Annotated in this window: 19 protein-coding genes, 2 tRNA genes and 1 pseudogene; 13 read left to right on the top strand and 9 right to left on the bottom strand. The window is 68.7% G+C overall.

The window, feature by feature from the left end:
• The first annotated feature begins 81 nt into the window (after window positions 1–81).
• The 8 genes and pseudogenes from recF to AB0J78_RS00425 all read left to right on the top strand — a co-directional run bounded on the left by recF (window position 82) and on the right by AB0J78_RS00425 (window position 8,310).
• Window positions 82–1,269, top strand: coding sequence for a DNA replication/repair protein RecF (recF, locus tag AB0J78_RS00460; RefSeq protein WP_363785352.1), 1,188 nt, complete (start codon window positions 82–84; stop codon window positions 1,267–1,269).
• A 133-nt stretch (window positions 1,270–1,402) separates the two neighbouring features.
• A complete protein-coding gene (locus AB0J78_RS00455; protein WP_363786334.1) occupies window positions 1,403–1,948 on the top strand; it encodes a DciA family protein in 546 nt (181 codons plus the stop codon).
• Between the two features lie 380 nt (window positions 1,949–2,328).
• Complete coding sequence (gene gyrB, locus AB0J78_RS00450) at window positions 2,329–4,302, top strand: DNA topoisomerase (ATP-hydrolyzing) subunit B (RefSeq protein WP_363785350.1); 1,974 nt, start codon at window positions 2,329–2,331, stop codon at window positions 4,300–4,302.
• A 49-nt stretch (window positions 4,303–4,351) separates the two neighbouring features.
• Window positions 4,352–6,847 carry a DNA gyrase subunit A gene (gene gyrA / locus AB0J78_RS00445; protein WP_363785347.1) on the top strand — a complete coding sequence of 832 codons (2,496 nt, stop codon included), beginning with the start codon at window positions 4,352–4,354 and terminating at the stop codon, window positions 6,845–6,847.
• 77 nt (window positions 6,848–6,924) lie between these two features.
• Window positions 6,925–7,806, top strand: a complete 882-nt coding sequence (locus AB0J78_RS00440; protein ID WP_363785344.1) for a DUF3566 domain-containing protein — start codon at window positions 6,925–6,927, stop codon at window positions 7,804–7,806.
• A 127-nt stretch (window positions 7,807–7,933) separates the two neighbouring features.
• Window positions 7,934–8,007, top strand: a tRNA-Ile gene (locus AB0J78_RS00435).
• A gap of 77 nt (window positions 8,008–8,084) precedes the next feature.
• A pseudogene (locus tag AB0J78_RS00430) lies at window positions 8,085–8,192 on the top strand (DLW-39 family protein); the annotation flags it as partial.
• Window positions 8,193–8,237: 45 nt separating this feature from the next.
• Window positions 8,238–8,310: transfer RNA gene (locus AB0J78_RS00425), tRNA-Ala, on the top strand.
• 280 nt (window positions 8,311–8,590) lie between these two features.
• On the opposite strand, the gene AB0J78_RS00420 is transcribed toward AB0J78_RS00425, so the two are convergent.
• Entirely contained in the window at window positions 8,591–9,154 is a 564-nt protein-coding gene (locus AB0J78_RS00420) for a hypothetical protein (protein WP_363785342.1), read from the bottom strand.
• 161 nt (window positions 9,155–9,315) lie between these two features.
• On the opposite strand from AB0J78_RS00420, the gene AB0J78_RS00415 reads away from it, so the two are divergent.
• Both AB0J78_RS00415 and AB0J78_RS00410 read left to right on the top strand, forming a co-directional pair.
• Window positions 9,316–9,864, top strand: a complete 549-nt coding sequence (locus AB0J78_RS00415; protein ID WP_207920343.1) for a peptidylprolyl isomerase — start codon at window positions 9,316–9,318, stop codon at window positions 9,862–9,864.
• Between the two features lie 27 nt (window positions 9,865–9,891).
• On the top strand, window positions 9,892–10,809 hold the full coding sequence (locus AB0J78_RS00410) for a rhomboid family intramembrane serine protease (RefSeq protein WP_363785339.1): 918 nt from the start codon (window positions 9,892–9,894) through the stop codon (window positions 10,807–10,809).
• A 1-nt stretch (window position 10,810) separates the two neighbouring features.
• Here the strand turns inward: AB0J78_RS00410 and AB0J78_RS00405 are convergent, their stop codons facing one another.
• Together AB0J78_RS00405 and crgA are read right to left on the bottom strand one after the other, a co-directional pair.
• Window positions 10,811–11,227 (bottom strand): PH domain-containing protein, encoded by a 417-nt coding sequence (locus AB0J78_RS00405; RefSeq protein ID WP_363785336.1) that lies wholly within the window; start codon window positions 11,225–11,227, stop codon window positions 10,811–10,813.
• Window positions 11,228–11,463: 236 nt separating this feature from the next.
• Window positions 11,464–11,730, bottom strand: coding sequence for a cell division protein CrgA (crgA, locus tag AB0J78_RS00400; RefSeq protein ID WP_363785334.1), 267 nt, complete (start codon window positions 11,728–11,730; stop codon window positions 11,464–11,466).
• A 166-nt stretch (window positions 11,731–11,896) separates the two neighbouring features.
• On the opposite strand from crgA, the gene AB0J78_RS00395 reads away from it, so the two are divergent.
• From AB0J78_RS00395 to AB0J78_RS00385, 3 genes are read left to right on the top strand one after another with little or no spacing between them, the layout of a single operon-like run.
• Window positions 11,897–12,721: a class E sortase gene (locus AB0J78_RS00395; RefSeq protein WP_363785331.1), complete on the top strand. Its 825-nt coding sequence runs from the start codon at window positions 11,897–11,899 to the stop codon at window positions 12,719–12,721.
• The gene (locus AB0J78_RS00390; RefSeq protein WP_363785329.1) at window positions 12,721–12,876 is read left to right on the top strand and encodes a hypothetical protein; all 156 of its coding nucleotides are present in this window, start codon (window positions 12,721–12,723) and stop codon (window positions 12,874–12,876) included. Before AB0J78_RS00395 ends, AB0J78_RS00390 begins: the two co-directional genes overlap by 1 nt.
• A 60-nt stretch (window positions 12,877–12,936) precedes the next feature.
• Window positions 12,937–13,581 (top strand): aminodeoxychorismate/anthranilate synthase component II, encoded by a 645-nt coding sequence (locus tag AB0J78_RS00385; protein WP_363785326.1) that lies wholly within the window; start codon window positions 12,937–12,939, stop codon window positions 13,579–13,581.
• Window positions 13,582–13,648: 67 nt separating this feature from the next.
• Here AB0J78_RS00385 and pknB read toward each other — a convergent pair whose 3' ends face one another.
• The 6 genes from pknB to AB0J78_RS00355 are packed head-to-tail and all read right to left on the bottom strand — an operon-like array spanning window position 13,649 to window position 21,750.
• Window positions 13,649–15,610 carry a Stk1 family PASTA domain-containing Ser/Thr kinase gene (gene pknB, locus AB0J78_RS00380; protein ID WP_363785323.1) on the bottom strand — a complete coding sequence of 654 codons (1,962 nt, stop codon included), beginning with the start codon at window positions 15,608–15,610 and terminating at the stop codon, window positions 13,649–13,651.
• Window positions 15,607–16,965 (bottom strand): serine/threonine-protein kinase, encoded by a 1,359-nt coding sequence (locus tag AB0J78_RS00375; protein WP_363785320.1) that lies wholly within the window; start codon window positions 16,963–16,965, stop codon window positions 15,607–15,609. The genes pknB and AB0J78_RS00375 overlap by 4 nt, the downstream gene beginning before the upstream one ends.
• 3 nt (window positions 16,966–16,968) lie before the next feature.
• A complete protein-coding gene (locus tag AB0J78_RS00370) occupies window positions 16,969–18,423 on the bottom strand; it encodes a penicillin-binding protein 2 (protein ID WP_363785318.1) in 1,455 nt (484 codons plus the stop codon).
• On the bottom strand, window positions 18,420–19,844 hold the full coding sequence (locus AB0J78_RS00365) for an FtsW/RodA/SpoVE family cell cycle protein (protein ID WP_363785316.1): 1,425 nt from the start codon (window positions 19,842–19,844) through the stop codon (window positions 18,420–18,422). Before AB0J78_RS00365 ends, AB0J78_RS00370 begins: the two co-directional genes overlap by 4 nt.
• Complete coding sequence (locus AB0J78_RS00360; protein ID WP_363785314.1) at window positions 19,844–21,292, bottom strand: PP2C family serine/threonine-protein phosphatase; 1,449 nt, start codon at window positions 21,290–21,292, stop codon at window positions 19,844–19,846. The genes AB0J78_RS00365 and AB0J78_RS00360 overlap by 1 nt, the downstream gene beginning before the upstream one ends.
• Window positions 21,289–21,750 carry an FHA domain-containing protein gene (locus AB0J78_RS00355; RefSeq protein WP_132626305.1) on the bottom strand — a complete coding sequence of 154 codons (462 nt, stop codon included), beginning with the start codon at window positions 21,748–21,750 and terminating at the stop codon, window positions 21,289–21,291. The genes AB0J78_RS00360 and AB0J78_RS00355 overlap by 4 nt, the downstream gene beginning before the upstream one ends.
• Window positions 21,751–21,761 lie beyond the last annotated feature (11 nt).

Below are 21,761 nucleotides of genomic sequence, written 5' to 3'. Positions count from 1 at the left end.
CACACCAATTCGGACGGTGCGGACGTCGCAGCCGCGGAGTCCGCGGAACCTGCCCGGCAAGAACAACTGAGTTGGATCGTCGTGTACGTGCGCCACTTGCAGGTCAACGACTTCCGGTCGTGGCCGCTCGCCGACCTCGAACTCGAACCCGGAGTCACCGTCCTGGTCGGGTCGAACGGTCAGGGCAAGACGAACCTGGTCGAGGCGATCGGCTACGTCGCCACCCTCGGATCGCACCGGGTCTCCAACGACGCACCGCTGGTCCGCTACGGAGCGGGCCGGGCGGTGGTGCGGGCCGCGGTGGTCAACAACGGCCGGGAGCTGCTGGTCGAGCTGGAGATCACCCCGGGCAAGGCCAACCGCGCCAGGATCAACCGGGGCGCGGCCGGCAAACCCCGCGACGTGCTGGGGATCCTGCGGACCGTGCTGTTCGCACCGGAGGACCTGGCGATCGTGCGAGGTGACCCGGGCGAACGCCGCCGGTTCATGGACGACCTGCTGGTCGCGCGGGCGCCGCGCTACGCGGGGATCCGCTCCGACTACGAGCGGGTGCTCAAGCAGCGCAGCGCGCTGTTGAAGTCGGCGGGCGCCGCCCGGCGGGGTGGGGGCAAGGCGGATCTGAGCACCTTGGCGGTCTGGGACGGTCACCTCGCGCGCTACGGCGCCGAGCTGCTGGCCGGGAGGCTCTCCCTGGTGTCGGCGCTTGCCCCTCACGTGACCAGCGCATACGCGAACGTCGCGGCGACCGACGAGGCGAGCACTCCGTCCGGACGGGTCGCTGACCTGCGATATCGCAGCAGCTTGGGCGAATCGATGCCGGAGCGCTACGGGGTGCCCGGGGGCCCGGAGATCCCGTGGGACGAGGCTGTGCCGGAGCTGGAGGCCGCTCTGCTCGCGGAGCTGGAGCGCGTCCGGCCGCAGGAGATCGAGCGCGGCGTGTCGATGGTCGGCCCGCACCGCGATGACCTGGACCTGCTGCTCGGCGAGCTGCCGGCGAAGGGTTATGCCAGTCACGGTGAATCGTGGTCGTTCGTCCTGGCGTTGCGGCTGGCTTCTTACCACCTGCTCACAGAGGATGGCGCCGAACCGGTGTTGATCCTGGACGACGTGTTCGCCGAACTCGACCGCCGAAGGCGGTCACGGCTCGCCGCGCTCGTCTCGGGGGCCGAGCAGGTCCTGGTGACGGCCGCGGTCGGCGAGGACGTCCCGGAGGAGCTCACCGGCGCCCGATTCGACGTCCGGGAAGGTGAGGTGCACCGTGCCGCCTGACGGAAACGGACGAAAAACTTCACGCAGAGTGACCGCGACCACGGATCAATCCGTGGAACTACCCACATCTGGGGATAACTCTGTGGATGGTGTGGATAACTCCGCGCCCGTTCGCGGCTCCGACGGCGCCGCCCTGCCCGAGGACAAAGTGCCAGGTCAGGGGATCGACGGCAGCGAGCTGGCCGGGCCGGACCTCGCTCGTGCGGCGCTGCAGTCGGCGCGCGAGCAGTCCGCGGCCAAGCGCAAGGCGATGGGCAAACCCGGCAAGCCGGGCAAGCTCCGCACCCGCAGGCGTCGTGGCTGGACCGGTGCCGGACCCGACGACCGGGACCCGCAGCCGCTGGGCAGGCTCGCCGCGCGGATCGCCGCGGAGCACGGCTGGACCGAGCACCTCTCCGGTGGTCAGGTCTTCGCCAAGTGGGATTCGCTGGTCGGCGGGGAGATCGCCGAGCACACCAAGCCGCTGCAGCTCAAGGACTGCGAGCTCACGGTGCAGGCGCAGTCCACGGCGTGGGCCACGCAGCTGCGGCTGCTCCAGCGGCAGATCCTCAAGCGGATCAGCGACGGGGTGGGGCCCGGCGTGGTCAAGCGGATCAAGGTGCAGGGACCTGCGGCTCCGAGCTGGCGACACGGTCCGCGACACATCTCCGGGCGCGGACCGCGAGACACCTACGGCTAGTAATCTGCGAGCTGCGGACGGTCGAGGTGCGGGTCCACTCGCAGGTGAGGGTCGCCGGGCGGCCGATCGCCGCAGAGAATTCCGAGCGGGCGCTCACGGCTCTCCGATGGTGGATTGATCCGAGTTCTCGACTCTGTGAGCAAGCTAGGGGCGTCCTTGCCCCACTTCTGCGGCGGGGGACCAGTAGAATCAAGGCGGGTGTGACCCGACGCGCTCCCCGGTCGTTAGTGGCGAGGGGTCCGGACCGGGCCGCGCCGGGGTGCGGCGCCGGCAGCCGAGTCGCCCCGAAGTGGTCGTAGAGGTGCGCCGGAGCCGGTAACCAGGCCGGCATCGACCGATCACCGTGACAGCACAGTCGGCTTGAGGAGAAATCGAGGCCCGTGGCACCGAAGAAGAGCGAATACAACGCTTCATCCATCACCGTTCTTGAGGGCCTTGAGGCCGTCCGCAAGCGTCCCGGCATGTACATCGGTTCGACCGGTGAGCGCGGCCTGCACCACCTGGTGTGGGAGGTCGTGGACAACTCGGTCGACGAGGCGATGGCTGGGTACGCCTCCAAGGTCGAGGTCACCCTGCTCGCCGACGGCGGCGTGCGGGTCAGCGACGACGGCCGAGGCATCCCGGTCGACATGCACCCGGTCGAGAAGAAGCCGACCCTCGAGGTCGTGCTGACCGTGCTGCACGCGGGCGGCAAGTTCGGCGGCGACTCCTACGCCGTTTCCGGTGGTCTGCACGGCGTGGGCGTGTCGGTGGTCAACGCGCTGTCGACCGTGCTCGAGGCGGAGATCCACGTCGACGGCCACGTGTGGCGGCAGCGCTACGAGGACTCCAAGCCCGCCGCCGACATCGAGCGCGGGGAGAAGACCAGCAAGACCGGCACCACCATCACGTTCTGGGCCGACCCGACGATCTTCGAGACCACCCACTACAACGCGGAGACGGTCTCCCGCCGGTTGCAGGAGATGGCCTTCCTGAACAAGGGCCTGACCATCGTCCTGCGCGACGAGCGCACGGCCGAGGCGGAGGAGGGCGGTGAGGACGCCCAGGGCGCCACCGCCAAGATCACCGAGCGCACGTACCACTACCCGGGCGGGCTCGAGGACTTCGTCAAGCACATCAACGCGACGAAGGAACCGATCCACAAGAAGGTCGTCGCCTTCAACGCCTCCGGCAACGGGCACGAGCTCGAGGTCGCGCTGCAGTGGAACTCCGGCTTCAACCAGTCGGTGTACACCTTCGCCAACACGATCAACACGCACGAGGGCGGCACCCACGAGGAGGGCTTCCGGTCCGCGCTGACCCGCGTGGTCAACGCCTACGCCAAGGACAAGAAGCTCCTCAAGGACAAGGACGGCAGCCTCACCGGTGACGACGTCCGCGAAGGTCTCGCCGCGATCGTGTCGGTGAAGGTCCGCGAGCCGCAGTTCGAGGGCCAGACCAAGACCAAGCTGGGCAACACCGAGGTCAAGTCGTTCGTGCAGACCACCGCCTTCGAGTGGCTGACCGACTGGTTCGAGCGCAACCCCGCCGACGCGAAGACGATCGTGAACAAGGCGGTCTCCTCGGCGCAGGCGCGGATGGCAGCGCGCAAGGCGAAGGAGCTGGTCCGCCGCAAGAGCGCGATGGACATCGGCGGCCTGCCGGGCAAGCTCAAGGACTGCCAGTCCAACCAGCCCGACGAGTGCGAGCTCTACGTCGTGGAGGGCGACTCCGCGGGTGGCTCGGCCAAGGAAGGTCGCGAGTCGCGCTTCCAGGCGATCCTGCCGCTGCGAGGCAAGATCATCAACGTGGAGAAGTCGCGGATCGACAAGGTCCTCAAGAACAACGAGGTCCAGGCGATCATCACCGCGCTGGGCACCGGCATCCACGACGAGTTCGACCTGTCGAAGCTGCGGTACCACAAGATCGTGCTGATGGCCGACGCCGACGTCGACGGCCAGCACATCCGTACCCTGCTGCTGACCCTGCTGTTCCGGTTCATGCGCCCGCTGATCGAGAACGGTCACGTGTTCCTCGCGCAGCCGCCGCTGTACAAGATCAAGTGGCCGCGCGCCGAGCCGGAGTACGCCTACAGCGACAAGGAGCGCGACGCGCTGCTCGCCCAGGGCGCGGCCGCCGGGCGGAAGCTGCCCAAGGACGACGGCATCCAGCGCTACAAGGGTCTCGGCGAGATGAACGCCGACGAGCTCTGGGAAACCACGATGAACCCCGAGTCCCGGCTGCTGCTGCAGGTGTCGCTGGACGACGCGGCGACCGCGGACGAGCTGTTCAGCGTGCTGATGGGCGAGGACGTCGAAGCCCGGCGCTCGTTCATCACCCGCAACGCCAAGGACGCCGGCTTCCTCGACGTGTGATCGACGCGCAGGTCAACCAGCGAACTCTCCGAACTAGCAAGGGAAGAGCATGACGGAAATCCTGCCGCCGGAACACGGTCGGATCGAACCGGTCGAACTCCAGCAGGAGATGCAGAACTCCTACATCAACTACGCGATGAGCGTGATCGTCGCGCGCGCCCTGCCGGACGTGCGCGACGGCCTCAAGCCGGTGCACCGGCGCGTGCTCTACGCGATGTACGACTCGGGCTTCCGGCCGGACCGCGGTTACGTGAAGTGCTCCCGCGTCGTCGGCGACGTGATGGGCAACTACCACCCGCACGGTGACTCGGCGATCTACGACACCCTGGTCCGCCTGGCCCAGCCGTGGTCGATGCGCCACCCGCTGATCGACGGTCAGGGCAACTTCGGCTCGCCGGGCAACGACCCGGCCGCGGCCATGCGGTACACCGAGTCGCGGCTGGCCCCGTTGGCGATGCACATGCTCGCCGACATCGAAGAGGACACCGTCGACTTCTCCGACAACTACGACGGGCGCACCCAGGAGCCCGACGTGTTGCCGTCGCGGTTCCCGAACCTGCTGGTCAACGGCGGTGGCGGTATCGCCGTGGGCATGGCGACCAACATCCCGCCGCACAACCTGCGCGAGGTGGCCGACGGCGTCGTGTGGGCGCTGGAGCACCCCGAGGCCGAGGACGAGGAGCTCCTCGAAGCCCTCATGGAGCGGATCAAGGGCCCGGACTTCCCGACCCGCGCCCTCGTCCTCGGCACCAACGCGATCGCGGACGCCTACCGCACCGGCCGCGGCTCCATCAAGATGCGCGCCGTCGTGGCCGTCGAGGAGGACAGCAAGGGACGCACCACGCTGGTCGTCACCGAGCTGCCGTACCAGGTCAACCCGGACAACCTCATCGAGAACATCGCCTCGATGCACCGGGAAGGCAAGATCTCCGGTATCTCCGACATCGCCGACGAGTCCAACAGCCGGCGCGGCATGCGGATCGTGGTCACCCTCAAGAGGGACGCGATCCCGAAGGTGGTGCTCAACAACCTCTACAAGCACACCCAGCTGCAGACGACCTTCGGCGTCAACATGCTGGCCCTGGTCGACGGCGTGCCGCGCACGCTGCGGCTCGACCAGACGATCCGCTACTACGTCAAGCACCAGATCGAGGTCATCGTCCGCCGGACGAAGTACCGGCTGCGCAAGGCCGAGGAGCGCGCCCACATCCTGCGCGGTCTGGTCAAGGCGCTGGACATGCTCGACGAGGTCATCGCGCTGATCCGCCGCTCGCCGACGGTCGACGACGCGCGCACCGGCCTGATCGAGCTGCTCGACGTCGACGAGGTCCAGGCGAACGCGATCCTGGAGATGCAGCTGCGCCGCCTGGCCGCCCTGGAGCGCCAGAAGATCGTCGACCAGCTGGCCGAGATCGAGCGGGAGATCGAGGACCTCAAGGACATCCTCGACAAGCCCGAGCGGCAGCGGCAGATCATCCGCGACGAGCTGATGGAGATCGTCGACAAGTACGGCGACGACCGCCGCACCAAGATCGTCCCGTTCGAGGGCGAGGTCTCCATGGAGGACCTCATCGCCGACGAGGACGTGGTCGTCACGATCACCCGCACCGGCTACGCCAAGCGCACCCGCACCGACTTGTACCGGGCGCAGAAGCGCGGTGGCAAGGGAGTGCAGGGAGCGGCGCTGAAGCAGGACGACATCGTGTCGCACTTCTTCGTCTGCTCCACGCACGACTGGATCCTGTTCTTCACCAACAAGGGCCGGGTCTACCGGGCCAAGGCCTACGAGCTGCCCGAGGCCAACCGGACCGCTCGCGGTCAGCACGTGGCCAACCTGCTGGCGTTCCAGCCGGACGAGCAGATCGCCCAGGTCATGCAGATCAAGGACTACACCGCGGCGCCGTACCTGGTGCTGGCGACCAAGAACGGTCTGGTCAAGAAGTCCCGTTTGACGGACTTCGATTCCAACCGATCGGGTGGTCTTATCGGCGTGAACCTGAAGGACGAGGACGAACTCGTCGGCGCGGTGCTCTGCTCGGCCGACGACGACCTGCTGCTGGTGTCGGCGGAAGGCCAGTCGATCAGGTTCCACGCCTCCGACGACGCGCTCCGGCCGATGGGCCGGGCCACCTCAGGTGTGCTGGGCATGCGCTTCAACGACGGTGACGAGCTGCTCGCGATGGGCGTGTGCCGCGAAGACCGGTACGTCCTGGTCGCCACTGCCGGCGGTTACGCGAAGCGGACGCCCATCGAGGACTACCCGGTCCAGGGCCGCGGCGGAAAGGGAGTGCTGACTCTTCAGTACGACCGCAAACGTGGCAGGCTTGTGGGGGCGCAGATCGTCGAGCTGGAGGACGAGCTCTACGCCATCACCTCCGCCGGCGGGGTCATCCGCACCACTGCCAAGGAGGTGCGCAAGGCCGGTCGGCAGACGAAGGGGGTTCGCCTGATGAACCTCGACGAGGGCTCGACCCTGCTGGCCGTGGCGCGCAACGCCGACGAGGCAGCGGATCCGGACGCCGCACCGGAGCCCAAGCAGGCGTGACCGCAGCGCCGATCAACTGAACATGCCGTGGCACGCCACGGGGCACACCAACGCCGACGATCACCGAAGGATCGCTCGTGACAAGTTCCGAGAAGCCGGAGTCCTCGGACCCGCAGAAGGATGCGGGCCGGGGCTCGGCCAGCACCCAGACAGTCGACGACAAGGTCGAGACGACCGGTTCTGAGGCTGCTGCCTCTGCGAGCGGGACCGCGGAGTCCGGCTCGACGGCCGAGCCGACCGCCACCGACGGCGGCGGGGAGGCCCTCGACGGCACCGACGCGCCGCCGCCGTGGCAGCGCGGCTCGGCCGCCTCCTCGGAGGAGGAATCCGCGGAGGAGGAGCCGGGCAGTCTTTCGGGGTCGCTGGCGGCGGGTGCCCTCGGCGGCGCCGCCGGTGCCGCGGCAGGCGGTTCCGCCGCTGGGGGCCGCGGCGCCGACGACACCCAGACGATCCCGAAGACCGTGTCCGACCAGGAGACGGTCCGCACGCAGATCCCGCAGTCGGCGCGCACCCAGGTGTCCTACACCGGTGCGGGCAGCGCTTCGGGGACGCAGCAGCGCAGCTCCAGCGGCCCGTCCGCGCGGCGCCCCAGCCGGGGACCGCGCCGGGCGAGTCTGCAGGTCAAGCGGTTCGATCCGTGGTCGGTGCTGAAGCTGGCCCTGGTGCTCAGCGTCGCGCTGTTCTTCGTGTGGATGATCGCCGTGGCCGTCCTGTACGGCGTGCTCGACGGCATGGGCGTCTGGGAGCAGCTCAACGGCACCTTCACCGAGCTGACCCAGCCCGACGACGCGGTGAACGAGCCGCTGATCAGCGCGGGCAGGGTCTTCGGCGTCGCCTCGATCATCGGTGCGATCAACATCGTTCTGATCACGGCTCTGGCGACCGTGGCCGCGTTCATCTACAACGTGGCTGCGGACTTCGCCGGCGGCATCGAGATCACGCTGTCCGAGCGCGAGTGAGCAGCTGACCGGGCTGCGGCGGCGTTTTCCGAGGTGGGAGAGCGCCGCCGCAGCAAGGTCGGGACGGAGTGACCCCCCGTGACGAGAGCGGGAGCCCGTCCTGTAATGTTTGCAGCACAACGAACGAGGGCCTATAGCTCAGGCGGTTAGAGCGCTTCGCTGATAACGAAGAGGTCGAAGGTTCAAGTCCTTCTAGGCCCACTCGGGAATTTATTCCCCCCTCTTTCACAGACTCGAACATCAACGGCACAGGTGCCGTGTTCTAGGAGGCGACCGGAATGAAGAAGCTGCTCGCACTCGCCGCAGTTGCCGGAGTCGTGCTGTTCGTGGTCCGTCGCAACAAGGCCGCCAAGGCCGAGGCCGACCTCTGGCGCGAGGCCACCGCGGAGGTCTGATCCTCCGGCCGGGGGCCCTGACCTCCGCCGCCGTTGGGGGACGTAGCTCAATTGGCAGAGCACCGCCTTTGCAAGGCGGGGGTTAGGGGTTCGATTCCCCTCGTCTCCACTGCGCGATTCAGAACGCCCCGCCCAACGCGGGGCGTTTTCGCTTTTGTCGCTTCGTCATGATTTTTGGGGAGCGACCCCAGGCCCCCTACGGTGCGGTGGCCGCTTGGTGTCGGCTCCGTGCGCGGGACAGCGTTCCCGGCCTGCTCACAGGCCCGTGCTCCCGCTGGTGTCGCAGTTGCGGTGGTTTCATCAAGTGGAGATCATTGAATGATCGAAGTCATTATTAATAGTGAACATGAAGAGGCCGGGCCCAGCGGGCCCGGCCTCTTCTCGTCTGATCAGGGGGTTGGCGGGTTCGCCCTGGGGGTTTCCACCGCGCGAGGTTCCTGGTGGCCGTCGGTCTCGGCCGAGGCCCGGTGGCGGGGTTGGGAGGTGCCCGGGGTGTGCGAGTCCCACGGCTCGTCGTCCGCCGCTGCGAGCGGGAGCTCCTCGGGGCGGCGGGTCAGCGCGATCGCCGCTCCGGCGACGCCCAGGACCACCAACACCAGCAGCAGCCACGGCCAGCGGCGCTTCTTCTTCACCGGAGTGGGGTCGATCTTGGCGGCCAGCCGCTTGCGGGACTCGGTCGTCCGCTTCTCCCAGTCCTTGCGGGCCTGCTTCGCCTGCTTGGCGAGCTCCTTGCGGGACTTGCCCGTGGCGCGCTGGGCGATGAGCTCCTGCAACTCCTCGGTCGAATAGCCGCGGCTGGCCAGTTCCCGCTCGGCCCTCGCTGCCGCCTGCCTGGACAGCACCGCACCTTGCTCACCTGCGCGTTTCGCGCCGTGACGGGCCTGCTTTATACCGGTGCCAACCGCCTTCCCCACGGTCTCGCCGGCCTTGGCCATCGCGTTCACTTCATCCATCGCCTGTTGACCTCCTTGGCCTGGCTTGCCTTCACCAGTCCGGTTATCCCGGATGAGCACCTGCCAACCACGCCTCCACCACGGAGCCGGGTAAGGGACGCGGACCCGCCCATATTGCACCCAGACACCGCAATCGGCCCGCTCGATGGCAGGATGGTCGGGTGGCTGAAGACAACGGATCGCTCGTTGGGACGACATTGACCGCGACCCTGCACACCTCGCAGGGAGACATCCGGATCAACCTGTTCCCCGACCAGGCGCCCAAGACCGTGAAAAACTTCGTGGGCCTCGCCGAAGGGACCCAGGAATACACGGAGCCGAACGCCAAGGGCGAACGCTCCGGCCCGTTCTACGACGGCGTGATCTTCCACCGGGTCATCGAAGGCTTCATGATCCAGACCGGTGACCCGACCGGTACCGGACGCGGTGGCCCCGGCTACCAGTTCGGCGACGAGTTCCACCCGGAGCTCCAGTTCACCAAGCCGTACCTGCTCGCGATGGCGAACGCGGGGCCGAACACCAACGGCTCGCAGTTCTTCGTCACCGTGGCGGCCACGTCCTGGCTGAACTACAAGCACACCATCTTCGGTGAGGTCGCCGACAAGGAGTCGCGCGAGGTGGTCGACACGATCGCCGGCACGGCGACCGGTCGCAACGACCGCCCGGTGAACGACATCGTCATCGAGAAGGTTTCGATCGAGCGCGGCTGACACCGCCCGGGAAAGCAGGTCTCACCCGTGACTGTGCCACCCGGAACGACGCCCGGGCCGGACGGGGCGCCGCCGCAGTTACCGACGTGCGCGCGGCACCCCGACCGGCCGACCGGGCTGCGTTGCACCAGGTGCGAACGCCCGGCCTGCCCGGAATGCCTGCGCGACGCCTCCGTCGGCCAGCAGTGCGTGGACTGCGTCCGGGAGGGCGGCGCGACCGTGCGCCGACCCGTGACGGTCGCCGGTGCGCGGCTGCGTGACAAGCCGATCCTGGTGCCGCTGCTGATAGCGGCCAACGTCGCCGCGTACGTGCTCACCGCCGTTCAGGCGGGCAACTTCGGCGCGAACTACCGGTCGGCCCTGTTCGTCGACTACTCGTTGATCCCGCTCACCGTGGCCGGCGGGCAGTGGTGGCGCCTGGTCACCTCCGGGTTCCTGCACATCGGTGTCGTGCACCTGGTGATGAACATGCTCGCCCTGTGGGTGATCGGGCGGGACCTGGAGCTGCTGCTCGGCCGCGCGCGCTTCGCCGCCGTCTACGGGTTGTCGCTGATCGGCGGCAGCACCGCGGTGTTCCTGCTGGGTGGTGCCGAAGCCCCGGTCGCGGGTGCTTCGGGTGCGGTGTACGGCCTGATGGGCGGCATCGCCGTGGCGGCGCTTCGGCTGAACGTGAGCTTGCGCCCGGTGATCACCGTGATCGCGCTGAACATCGTCGCCAGCGTGCTCATCCCCGGCATCTCGCTGCTCGGGCACATCGGCGGGCTGATCCTGGGCGCCGCGTCGACGGCGGCCCTGGTCTACGCGCCGCGCGAGCGCCGCACCCTCGTCCAGGCCGGTGCGCTGGTCGGACTGCTGGTGGTGCTGGTGGTCGTGCTGTTCGTCCGGGACGCCTCCTACGGCGACCTGGCCTGCTTCGGTTCCGGCTACGCCCTGGCCTGCGGCTGACTCACCTGCGCAGCGCGTGCAGCGCGTCGGCCGCCGCGTAGGGGTCTTCGCCGAGGTCGAGGCGGGTGAGGACGGTCAGGTCCGGGTCCGCGTCGAGCTCCAGGCTGGTGCCGGTCAGGCCGAGTCGGCGGGTTTCCCGGACGCGGATCGTGACCTGGTCCCAGGAGTAGTGCCTGCGGCCGGTCAGCGCGCGCACCGTGATGCCGGTGGCGTCGGCGTGCAGCCTGGGACGGCAGATCGTGCCGAAGGCGGACGCGGTCAGCAGGGCGAGCGCGAGCGCTCCCACGAAGACCCGGTCGGCCGGTGTGGAGGCGAGGAAGGCCCAGGTCGCGGCGCCCGCGGTGAGCAGCCAGCCGCATCCCACCAGTGCGGCCGGAGGTGCCCAGCCCATCGACTGCTCCGCCGTGTTCACCGTCATCCACCCGCTATCGACGAGTTATCCACAGGACTTATCCCCACTGGGGACTAGTTACACAGGTGTGTTTCGCTGACCGTCTGTCAAGCCGCCAAAGGGATGAGTGAGCTCCGAAGGAGTTCCCTCCTCCGGAGCTCGTGCACGAAGCGTCGTCGTGCTGGGCGCTCGAATTGCGACCGCGTGCGCCCGGCCTTATGCGACCCTCAAGGCCGGACGTCACCGCAGGTCAGCGGGGTGGGTCAGCGCCACCGCATGGTCATCAGCAGGCCGACGATCATGAACGCGAAGCCGACGGCGAAATTCCACCCGCCCAGGTCGCTCATGAATCCGATCTTGTCGCCGGCGATGTAGTTGACGACGAGCCAGAGCAACCCGATGATCATCAGGCCGAGCATCACGGCGACGTAGATCGGGTGCGACGGACCGACCGACTTCGCCTTGACCGGCGTGCGGCGATCGACAACCGGGTTGGAGTCGTCCTTCTTGCGGACCTTGGACTTCGGCATAGCTGTCCTCGCCAGGTGATGCGGCACCGCCGTCCCGCGCCCGCCCGGCTCGTCGCCGGTGGCGGCGGAACGGCTCCATTTCCACCTACCACGTTAACGTAATCACAGCGCTGAGCGAGCACCCCTCGCAAACCCGTGACCGGAGAGGAACGTCGTGGTTCCGTCGGTGCAGAGCCCGCCCCAACCGCCGCCCCGGCGCGGAGGCGACACCGCCCGTGCGGTGGTCCGCGTCCTCGGCGAGCTGATGATCACCGCAGGCCTGGTGCTGCTGCTGTTCGTCTTCTACGTCGTCTACGTGACCGACCTGTTCACCGCGCGCGACCAGGCGCAGGCGACCGGGCGGATGCACGAGGAGTGGCAGGCCCGGCAGCTGCACCCGATCGCCGAACCGCCGCCGCCCGCGCCCGGCGCCGGGTTCGCGCAGCTCCACCTGCCGACCTTCGGGCCGGACTTCGACTTCACCGTGCTGGAGGGCACCGACCTCCGGACCCTCAGCGGCGGCCCCGGGCACTACACCGGCACGGCGTGGCCGGGGGAGCAGGGGAACTTCGCGGTCGCCGGGCACCGGATCGGGCGAGGCGCGCCGTTCAACGACCTGGACCGGCTGCCCTCCTGCGCACCCATCGTCGTGGAGACGGCCACCCACTGGTACGTCTACCGGGTCCTGCCGATGCCCGACGAGGTCGTGACCTGGGACGGGCGTGGCGGCGATCCGCGCTGCCGGGGCGTCGCGCCGATCCCCGCGCCCTACGACCACGTGGTCGGGCGGCACGTCGTGCGGCCCTCGCAGGGAGAGGTGATCTTCCCGGTGCCCGGCCTCGCGCCGGAGACCTTCCCCCGCGACCAGCTGACTAGGCTCATCACCCTGACCACCTGCCACCCGGAGTTCTCCGCGCGCGAGCGGCTGATCGTCCACGGCGTGCTCACCACGCAGTACCCCAAGGTCGCCGACCACCCCGAGCTGCGGCCCCCGGAACTGGAGGAGCGCTGATGTACGCGTGGATCTGGCGACACCTGCCCGGCCCGTTCGCGGCGAAGGCCCTGGTGGCGCTCGTGCTCGTCGCGGCCGTCGTCGCCCTGCTGCTGTTCGTGGTGTTCCCCTGGGTCGAACCGCTGCTGCCGTTCGACGACGTCACCACCGGCTGACCACCGCCGAGCAGGACGAGCGCGGAAAATTCGGATGCGCCGGACGCGTAGTCTGGGCGCGTGCGTGTTCTGGTGGTCGACAACTACGACAGCTTCGTCTACAACCTCGTGCAGTACCTCGCCCAGCTCGGAGCCGAGTGCGAGGTGCGCCGCAACGACGTGGTCACGGACGACGACGTGGCCGCTGCTGACGGAGTGCTGCTCAGCCCCGGTCCGGGGACTCCGGACCGTGCGGGGCGGACGATGGAGCTCATCCAGCGCTGCGCCGCCGAGCGCAAGCCGGCCTTCGGCGTGTGCCTCGGGCACCAGGCCATCGGCGCGGTGTGGGGCGGCACGGTCGAGCGCGCTCCCGAGCTGCTGCACGGCAAGGTCAGCGAGATCGAGCACTCCGGGGCCGGTGTGTTCGCCGGACTGCCGCAGCCGTTCATCGCGACCCGCTACCACTCGCTGATCGTCCGCGCGGACACCATCCCGGACGACTTCGAGGTCACCGCGCGTACCGAGTCCGGCATCGTGATGGGCATGCGCCACCGCGAGCTGCCGATCGAGGGCGTGCAGTTCCACCCCGAGTCGGTGCTCACCGACGGCGGCCACCGGATGCTCGCCAACTGGATGGCCTCGGCAGGTCACCCGGTGGCCGACCACGTCGTCGACCAGCTCGAAGCCGAGATGCGCAAGGTCGCCGCAGCGGCATCGGCCCGCTGACCAGCACTCCTCGAACGCGAAACGGGGCGGTGGCCACTCGGCCACCGCCCCGCTCTCGTCAGTCCCCTCAGGGGAACGGGAAGAACCCGCCTCCGCTGCCCGGGGGTGAGCTCGTGCTGGAGCTGTCGTACTTGCCGACGTAGATCGTGATCGCCTGGTCCTTGCTGATCTTCTGACCCGCCTGCGGCGAGCTGCTGAGGACCTTGTCGTCCTTGGACGAATCACCGGTGGGCTGCTCGGACTCGCTGAGGGTGCCGTTCCAGCCGACGGCCTTCAGCGCTGCCTCGGCCTCGTTCTTCGACATGTTCTGCAGCTGCGGCATGGTGATCTGGTTGCCCTTGGAGACCACCAGGGTCACCGTCGAACCGGTTCGGGCCTTGGTGCCGCCGGACGGCGACTGGTCGATGACCGTGTTGGGCGGCTCGGAGGAGTCGCGCTGCTCCACGCTGACCTTGAAACCGGCGCCGACGAGGAACGCCCTCGCGGTCTCCAGCTGCTGGCCGCGCAGGTCCTGGACCTCCGTCTGCGGGATCGCCTGGCCGACCACGACGTTGATCGTGGTGCCCTTGGCGACCTCGGAGCCCTTGCTGTCCCAGTCGAGGATCTTGTCGACCTGCTTGGGGTCGGACGTCTCCTTCTTGTCCGGGTTCAGCCCGATCTTCAGCCCCGCGGCTTCGAGCGCCTGCTGAGCCTCGGTCATGGTCATGCCGGACAGGTCCGGGACCGCGGTGGACTCCGGACCGGTGCCCGCGCAGAGCTCGATCTTGGTCTCGGCCTTGACGCTCTGGGTTCCCGCCCTCGGCGTCTGGTTCACGATGGTGCCGCGCTTGTCCTCCGGTGAGGGGCAGGACCGCGGGAGGACCATCCAGCCCTCCGACTTGGCCTTCTCGTTCGCGGCCTGAGCCGTCATGCCCATCAGGTTCGGGACCGGGACGCGATCCGGGTTGCCCACCCCGACCAGCATCGTCACCAGCCACGCGGCCAGCGCGAACACGGCCACGCAGGCCAGGGTGACCAGCGCGACGACGGCGTTCTTGCTGCGCCGGCGCTCCGGCGGGTGGGCCGGCGGGTAGTCCTCGACGTCGTCCGAGCGGTGCCTGCCGGAGCCGATCATCTCGGTGGGGCCGGCGCCCTGGCCGAGCATCGCGGTGTGCTCTTCCTCCGACATGATCATCGGAGCCTTCGGGCGCTGACCGGACAGCACGCGGACCAGGTCCGCGCGCATCTCGGCCGCCGACTGGTAGCGGTTGGCCGGGTTCTTGCTCAGCGCCTTGAGCACCACGGCGTCCAGCGACGCGGGGGTGGCGGGAACGACGTCGGACGGCTTGCGGGGTTCTTCCCGGACGTGCTGGTAGGCCACCGCGACGGGCGAGTCACCGGTGAACGGCGGTTCCCCGGTGAGCAGCTCGAAGAGCACGCAGCCGGAGGCGTAGACGTCGCTTCGCGCGTCCACCGCCTCGCCGCGCGCCTGCTCCGGCGAGAGGTACTGGGCGGTGCCGATGACCGCCGCCGTCTGGGTCACCGCCGCCTGGCCGTCGGCCAGCGCGCGAGCGATGCCGAAGTCCATCACCTTCACCGCGCCGGAGCGGGTGATCATGATGTTGGCGGGCTTGACGTCGCGGTGCACGATCCCGTGCCGGTGGCTGAAGTCCAGCGCGGCCGAGCCGTCCGCCATGACCTCCATCGCCCGTCGCGGCGACAGCGGTCCCTCGGTCTTGACGATGTCGCGCAGCGTCCGGCCGTCGACGTACTCCATGACGATGTAGGGCAGCGGCCCGTTCTCGGAGTCCGTCTCGCCGGTGTCGTAGACCGCGACGATCGCCGGGTGGTTGAGCGCTGCCGCGTTCTGCGCCTCGCGGCGGAAGCGCAGCTGGAAGGTGGGGTCCCGGGCTAGGTCGGCACGCAGGATCTTGACCGCGACGTCTCGGCTCAGGCGGGTGTCGCGGCCCTTGTGCACCTCCGACATACCGCCGTAGCCGAGAGTCTCGCCGAGCTCGTAGCGGTCGGATAGAAGTCGAGGTGAACTCATCGAATCGTCGTTCCGATCCTTGTCAACGATCGTCCCATCTCACCCGCGGGAGGCATTCCGATCATGGGTTCCTGCCGTTGCGAAGTTTGGCCCAAACCGTTCGTGGAATCCAGGCTCAGGGTGGCCACCGGACCGCGTCCGGACATGCCGAGGTCGTGGCGGTTGACCGCCCAATACGTCAGCAGACCGATGGCGACCAGCAAGACTACCGCCAGCGCCGCGACGAGAATCCACACGACAACCCTGGTGTTGCCGCTTTCCCGGTGAGCATTGCCACCCATGGCTCCTGCCACCGCCGAGGCGTTGGCCGGAACCGGCATCGGGGCCTGCTGCTGTGAAACCTGGTGCTGTTGAACGGCCTGCTGCTGCACGGGCTGCTGGGGCGGGATGATGCCGGGCGGATAGGTGTTGCCCATCGGTGGCGGACCCGGCGGCGCCGGGTGCACGCCGGTGCCCGGCCCGTGCACGTTCACCGGTCGCTGCTGTTGGGCGACCAGGGCTGACGGTGTCGGCAGCGGCCGACCCGCGCGCACCGCGGCGACCGCGGAGGCGAACTCCCCGCCGTCGGCGTAGCGCCGGCGCGGGTCCTTCACCAGGGTCGCCTCGACCAGCGCCCGCACTCCCGGCGGAACGTCCGGCGGGAGCGGTGGCGCGATGTCGCGGATGTGCATCATGGCGACCGTCACCGCGTTCTCGGAGAGGAACGGGCGGTGCCCCATCAGGCACTCGTAACCGACGACGGCCAGCGAGTACACGTCGCTGGCCGGTGTCGCGTCGCTGCCGAGCGCCTGTTCGGGCGCGATGTAGTGCGCCGTTCCCATCACCATCCCGTTGCGGGTGACCGGTGCCGCGTCGGCCGCCTTGGCGATGCCGAAGTCGGTCAGCTTCACCTTGCCCTCGGGGGTGATCAGGATGTTGCCGGGTTTGACGTCCCGGTGCACCAGGCCGCGCTCGTGCGCGGCCTGCAGCGCCTGGCCCGCCTGCTCCAGCATGTCCATCGTGTGATCTGTGTTGATCCGCCGTTCCCGAGCCAGGATCGCCGCGAGCGGCTCTCCCTCGACCAGCTCCATCACCAGGTAGGCGGTGTCCTCCGGACCGTCGGGGACCGCAGCGGTCTCGCCGTAGTCGTGGACCGCTGCGATTCCCGGGTGGTTCAGCGACGCTGTGGTGCGGGCCTCGGTGCGGAAGCGGTGCAGGAACTCGGCGTCCCCGCACAGCTCGGCCTTGAGCACCTTGACCGCCACCGTCCGGTCCAACCGGACGTCCACCGCCTCCCACACCTCGCCCATTCCGCCGACCGCGATGCGGCGGCCGAGGCGGTAGCGCTCGGCGAGTAACTGGCCGGTGGTCAGCACGGATCAGCCACCTCCCCGCAAACCGGCCCGGATGACCTCCCGGCCGATGGGGGCTGCCAGCGAACCACCGGTGGCCTCGTCGCCCTCGTCGCCGCCGTTCTCCACGATCACCGCGACGGCGATCGTGGGGTTGGCGGCCGGCGCGAACGCGACGTACCAGCCGTGCGGCCGGTCACCGGGGTCGCCGTGCTGAGCGGTACCGGTCTTCGAGGCGATCTCGATCCCGGTGATCTTGCCGGAGCCCTTGGTGTTCTGCTCCGACTTGATCATCATGTCGCGGATCTTGCCCGCGACGTCCGGCGTGACCGCCTGGCCCAGCTCCTCGGGGCGGAGCGAGTCGAGCTCCTCCATGTCGGGAGCCTTCGTCGCGCTGACCAGCTGCGGCTTCATCACCTTGCCGCCGTTGGCGATCGTCGCGGCCATCATCGCGTTCTGCATCGGCGTGACGCGCACGTCGCGCTGGCCGATGCCGCTCTGGTACAGCGACGCGCCGTCGTCCATCGGGCCCAGGTCGGACTTGGCCACGCTCATCGGGATCTGCAGGTCCTGGCCGAAGCCGAACGACGCCGCGGTCTCCCGCAGCTTGTCCGCACCGACCTTGCCCGCGATCTCGGCGAACGCGGTGTTGCAGGAGTGCGCCAGCGCGTCGGTCAGCGTGTTGCCCGAGCACTTCTTGCCGCCGTAGTTCGGCAGCTGGGTCGACGTCTGCGGCAGCGTGATCGACGCGGCGTCCTGCACCTGGCTGTTCGGGTTGTACCCGTTCTCCAGCGCAGCGGCCGCGGTGATCAGCTTGAACGTCGAACCGGGCGGGTAGATCTCGGAGACCGCCCGGTTGGCCATCGGGTTGCCCTCGGCCTCGTTCAGCGCGTTCCACTGCTCGGCGACCTGGTTGTTGTCCGGGCCGGTGAGCTTGTTCGGGTCGTAGGAGGGCGCGTTGACCATCGCCAGGATCTCGCCGGTCGACGGGTTCAGCGCCACCACGGAACCCTGGAAGCCCTTCTTCGTCAGCTGGTCGTAGGCGACCTGCTGCATCTCCGGCCTGATGGTCAGCTCGACGCTGCCACCGCGAGGCGTGTTGCCGGTGATCATGTCCGACATCCGGCCGAACGCCATGCTGTCGTCGGTGCCGTTGAGGATCTTGTCGTTGGCGCGCTCGACGCCGTTCGACCCGTAGAAGAACGAGTAGAACCCGGTGACCGGCGCGTACAGCGGACCGTTCGGGTAGGTCCGCTGGAACTTGTAGCGGTCGTGCTCGATCGGCGAAGAGCTGGCCAGCGACTGACCGGACGCGATGATCTGACCGCGCTCCCGGGAGAACTCCTCCAGCTGGGTGCGCGTGTTGCGGGCATCCTCGCGGTACTCATCGGCCTTGATGACCTGGACGTAGGTCATGTTGCCCATCAGCAGCAGGACCATCGCCATCATGGCCAGCGCCACTCGGCGCAGCGGCTTGTTCATCGGGGACGCTCCACCAGTTCCGTATGCGCTTCCGCGATCGGCGCCTGCTTGGGCTTGGGCTTGGCCGGGGCCTGCGGGCGGCGGGCCGCGTCGGACACCCGCAGCAGCAGCGCGATCAGCACGTAGTTGGCGAGCATCGACGAACCACCGGCCGCCAGGAACGGCGCCGTCAGACCGGTCATCGGGATCAGACCCGTCGAACCGCCGGCGACCACGAACAGCTGCAGCGCGATGGTGAACGACAGACCGCCGGCGAACAGCTTGCCGAAGGAGTCGCGCACGGCCAGCGCGCTGCGCAGCCCGCGCATCATCAGCAGCACGTAGACCAGCAGCAACGACATCAGCCCGATGAGGCCGAGCTCCTCGCCCAGCGCCGGGATGATGAAGTCGCTGAACGACAGCGGCGTGATGTTCGGCATCCCGCTGCCCAGACCCGAACCCGGGATGCCGCCGTGCGCCATCCCGAACAGGCCGGTGCGCAGCTGGTAGCCGGGGTCGGACTCGCCGTCGGCCACCCGCATCATCGGGTCGAGCCAGGTGTTCACCCGGACCTGGACGTGCGAGAACAGGTTGAAGGCGATGACCGCGCCCGCCGCGAACAACGTCAGGCCGAGGCCGACCCACACCGCGCGCTCGGTCGCGATGTAGATCATCACCAGCACGATGCCGAAGAACAGCAGCGAGGTGCCCAGGTCCTTCTCCAGCACCACGATGCCGATGGACAGGACCCAGGCGACCAGCACCGGGCCGAGGTCACGCGGACGCGGCCAGTCCACACCGAGGAACCGCTTGCCCGCCGTGGTGAACAGCTCGCGCTTGCCCACCAGGAACGAGGCGAAGAAGATCAGCAGCAGGATCTTGGCGAACTCGCTCGGCTGGATCGAGATGAAACCCAGGTTGACCCACAGCTTCGCGCCGTTGGCCTCCGAGATGCTCGCCGGCAGCACACCGGGCAGCGCCAGCAGCGCGATCCCGACGAAGCCGCACGTGTAGCCGTACTGCGCGAGCGTGCGGTGATCCTTCACCAGCCACAGGACGAGGATGAACATGACCACGCCGGCCGTGGTGTAGAGGATCTGCTTCGGCGTGTACGGCGCCCCGACGACCGGGGCCAGGTCCAGCCTGTGCAGCATCACCAGACCGAGCCCGTTGATCAACGCCACCAGCGGCAGGATCAACGGGTCGGCGTACGGCGCGAAGTAGCGCACGCCGAAGTGCGCGGCGCCGTAGAGGATCAGGAACGCGACCCCGTAGAACAGCAGCTCACGGGTGACGGTCTGCTCCTGCGAAACCTCCACCAGGATCAACGCTGCGGTCACGATGATCGCGGAGAAAACGAGCATGAACAGTTCGGTGCCCCGCCGAGTGTTGACTCGGGGGGCCCCGTTGACTGCTCCGGTCGTAGCGGCCGGTTCGGACATCAACTCACCGTCCGGCAGTTCACGCCAGGCTTCGGCTCCTCCGGTTGCAGCGGCGTGGCGTCCGCCGCCGAGGACTCCGGCGGCAGGGCCTGACCAGGCGTCGGAGCACCCGGGGTGGGCTGCACCGGCGGCTGACCGGGAGGAGGCGGTGTCGGCGCACCCGGAACGGGGGCACCCGGAACGGGCGGAACCGTCGGCACCGAAGGCTCGGGCGTCTGGCACTCCGGCAGCAGCGCGGTCATCCGCAGCCGCCGCATCGCCTCCCGCGCCTCGGTGAGGCCGTTGACCTCGGTGATGCCGTTGCGCACGTCGGGACGCTGCGCTTCCTGCAGGTCGTCCAGCTTGATCGGCTGGCAGTCCTTGGCGGAGTCCGGCGGGCAGGAGGTCTCGACCTGCCAGTTCAGCGCCACGCCCAGCGTGGCTCCCTGAACGCCCTGGTAGATCACGACCTCATCGGCGCGGTTCACGCCGATGTAGTACTGGTTGAGCACCCACCAACGCCCAACCAGAGCGACAGCCGCCAACACGATGAGCACGCCGCAGGCCACCACCAGCGAGGTCAGCCAGCGCCGTTTGCGCGGCTTCTCCGCCGGAGGTGAGGTGGGCTCGAAACGCTTCGGCTGCGGCCGCGGCATGGTCACCGCGGAAGCGCGCGCCGCCGACGAATCGGGTTGCGGATGCTCATCGCCATTTCCCGCCGCACCCCCGACTATGGGGGCGTCGTCGCCGAACTCGACGTCGACGACGTCGGCGATGATCACGGTCACGTTGTCCGGACCGCCACCTTTGAGCGCCAGCTCGATCATCCGGTCCGCGCACTGCTGCGGGTCCGGAATGCGCAGGGCTTCCGCCATCGTCTCCGTGCTCACCGGGCCGGTCAGGCCGTCGGAGCACAGCAGGTAGCGATCGCCCGCGCGAGCTTCGCGGATCGCCAGGCTCGGTTCCACCTCGTGGCCGGTCAACGCGTGCAGCAGCAGCGAGCGCTGCGGGTGGTTGGCGGCCTCCTCCTCGGTGATCCGGCCTTCGTCGATCAGCGACTGCACGAAGGTGTCGTCGTGGGTTATCTGGGTCAGCTCGCCGTCGCGGACCAGGTATGCGCGGGAGTCACCGATGTGCACCAGACCCAGCTTGCTGCCTGCGAACAGCACAGCGGTGAGGGTGGTGCCCATCCCGTCCAGCTCCGGGTCGTTGGCCACCAGCTCGGCGATCGCGCTGTTGCCGTCCAGCACCGCACCGCGGAGCTGTCCGAGCAGGTCGTCACCTGGTTCGTCATCATCCAACGGCGCCAACGCCGCGATGACGACCTTGCTGGCGACCTCACCGGCGGCATGTCCACCCATGCCGTCCGCGAGGGCGAGTAGTCGTGGGCCGGCATAGACCGAGTCCTGGTTGTTGGAGCGCACCAGGCCGCGGTCGCTGCGGGCTGCGTAGTGAAGGACGAGGGTCATGAGCGCAGCTCGATCACCGTCTTGCCGATTCTGATCGGAACGCCGAGCGGGACCTTGGTCGGCCCCGTGACCTTCGCCCGATCGAGGTATGTGCCGTTAGTGGAGCCTAGATCCTCCACGTACCAATCGGAGCCGCGAAGCGACAACCGAGCGTGCCGCGTCGACGCGTAGTCGTCGTCCAGCACCAACGTGGAGTCATCGGCTCGGCCGATCAGGATCGGCCGGCCGTCCAGGGAAATGCGCGTGCCGGCGAGAGCGCCGTGCGTCACCACCATCTGGCGGGGCGCCTTGCTCTTGCCCCGGGCTTTGCCCGGGGCCCGACTCGCACCTGGCATCGGGACTCGCATCCCCGACGCGGAGTAGAGATCTGAACGAACCACGCGAAGCGCAGCCAGCACGAACAACCAGAGCAGGGCGAGAAACCCTGCTCTGGTCAGCTGAATAACCAGCTCCGGCACTTGTTGTGAAC

The organism is Saccharopolyspora sp. NPDC049426, assembly GCF_040676935.1.
In the GTDB taxonomy this organism is placed as follows: Bacteria; Actinomycetota; Actinomycetes; order Mycobacteriales; family Pseudonocardiaceae; genus Saccharopolyspora.
Note: the sequence above shows the minus strand (reverse complement) of the source record. Positions and strands in the feature narration are given on the sequence as shown.

Excerpts from the sequence above, each read along its gene's own strand:
- AB0J78_RS00360 (WP_363785314.1), bottom strand. The coding sequence starts at position 21,292 with ATGACCCTCGTCCTTCACTACGCAGCCCGCAGCGACCGCGGCCTGGTG.
- AB0J78_RS00390 (WP_363785329.1), top strand. The coding sequence starts at position 12,721 with ATGTACGCGTGGATCTGGCGACACCTGCCCGGCCCGTTCGCGGCGAAG.
- pknB (WP_363785323.1), bottom strand. The coding sequence starts at position 15,610 with ATGAGTTCACCTCGACTTCTATCCGACCGCTACGAGCTCGGCGAGACT.
- AB0J78_RS00420 (WP_363785342.1), bottom strand. The coding sequence starts at position 9,154 with ATGGATGAAGTGAACGCGATGGCCAAGGCCGGCGAGACCGTGGGGAAG.
- AB0J78_RS00405 (WP_363785336.1), bottom strand. The coding sequence starts at position 11,227 with ATGACGGTGAACACGGCGGAGCAGTCGATGGGCTGGGCACCTCCGGCC.
- crgA (WP_363785334.1), bottom strand. The coding sequence starts at position 11,730 with ATGCCGAAGTCCAAGGTCCGCAAGAAGGACGACTCCAACCCGGTTGTC.
- gyrA (WP_363785347.1), top strand. The coding sequence starts at position 4,352 with ATGACGGAAATCCTGCCGCCGGAACACGGTCGGATCGAACCGGTCGAA.
- AB0J78_RS00365 (WP_363785316.1), bottom strand. The coding sequence starts at position 19,844 with ATGTCCGAACCGGCCGCTACGACCGGAGCAGTCAACGGGGCCCCCCGA.
- AB0J78_RS00370 (WP_363785318.1), bottom strand. The coding sequence starts at position 18,423 with ATGAACAAGCCGCTGCGCCGAGTGGCGCTGGCCATGATGGCGATGGTC.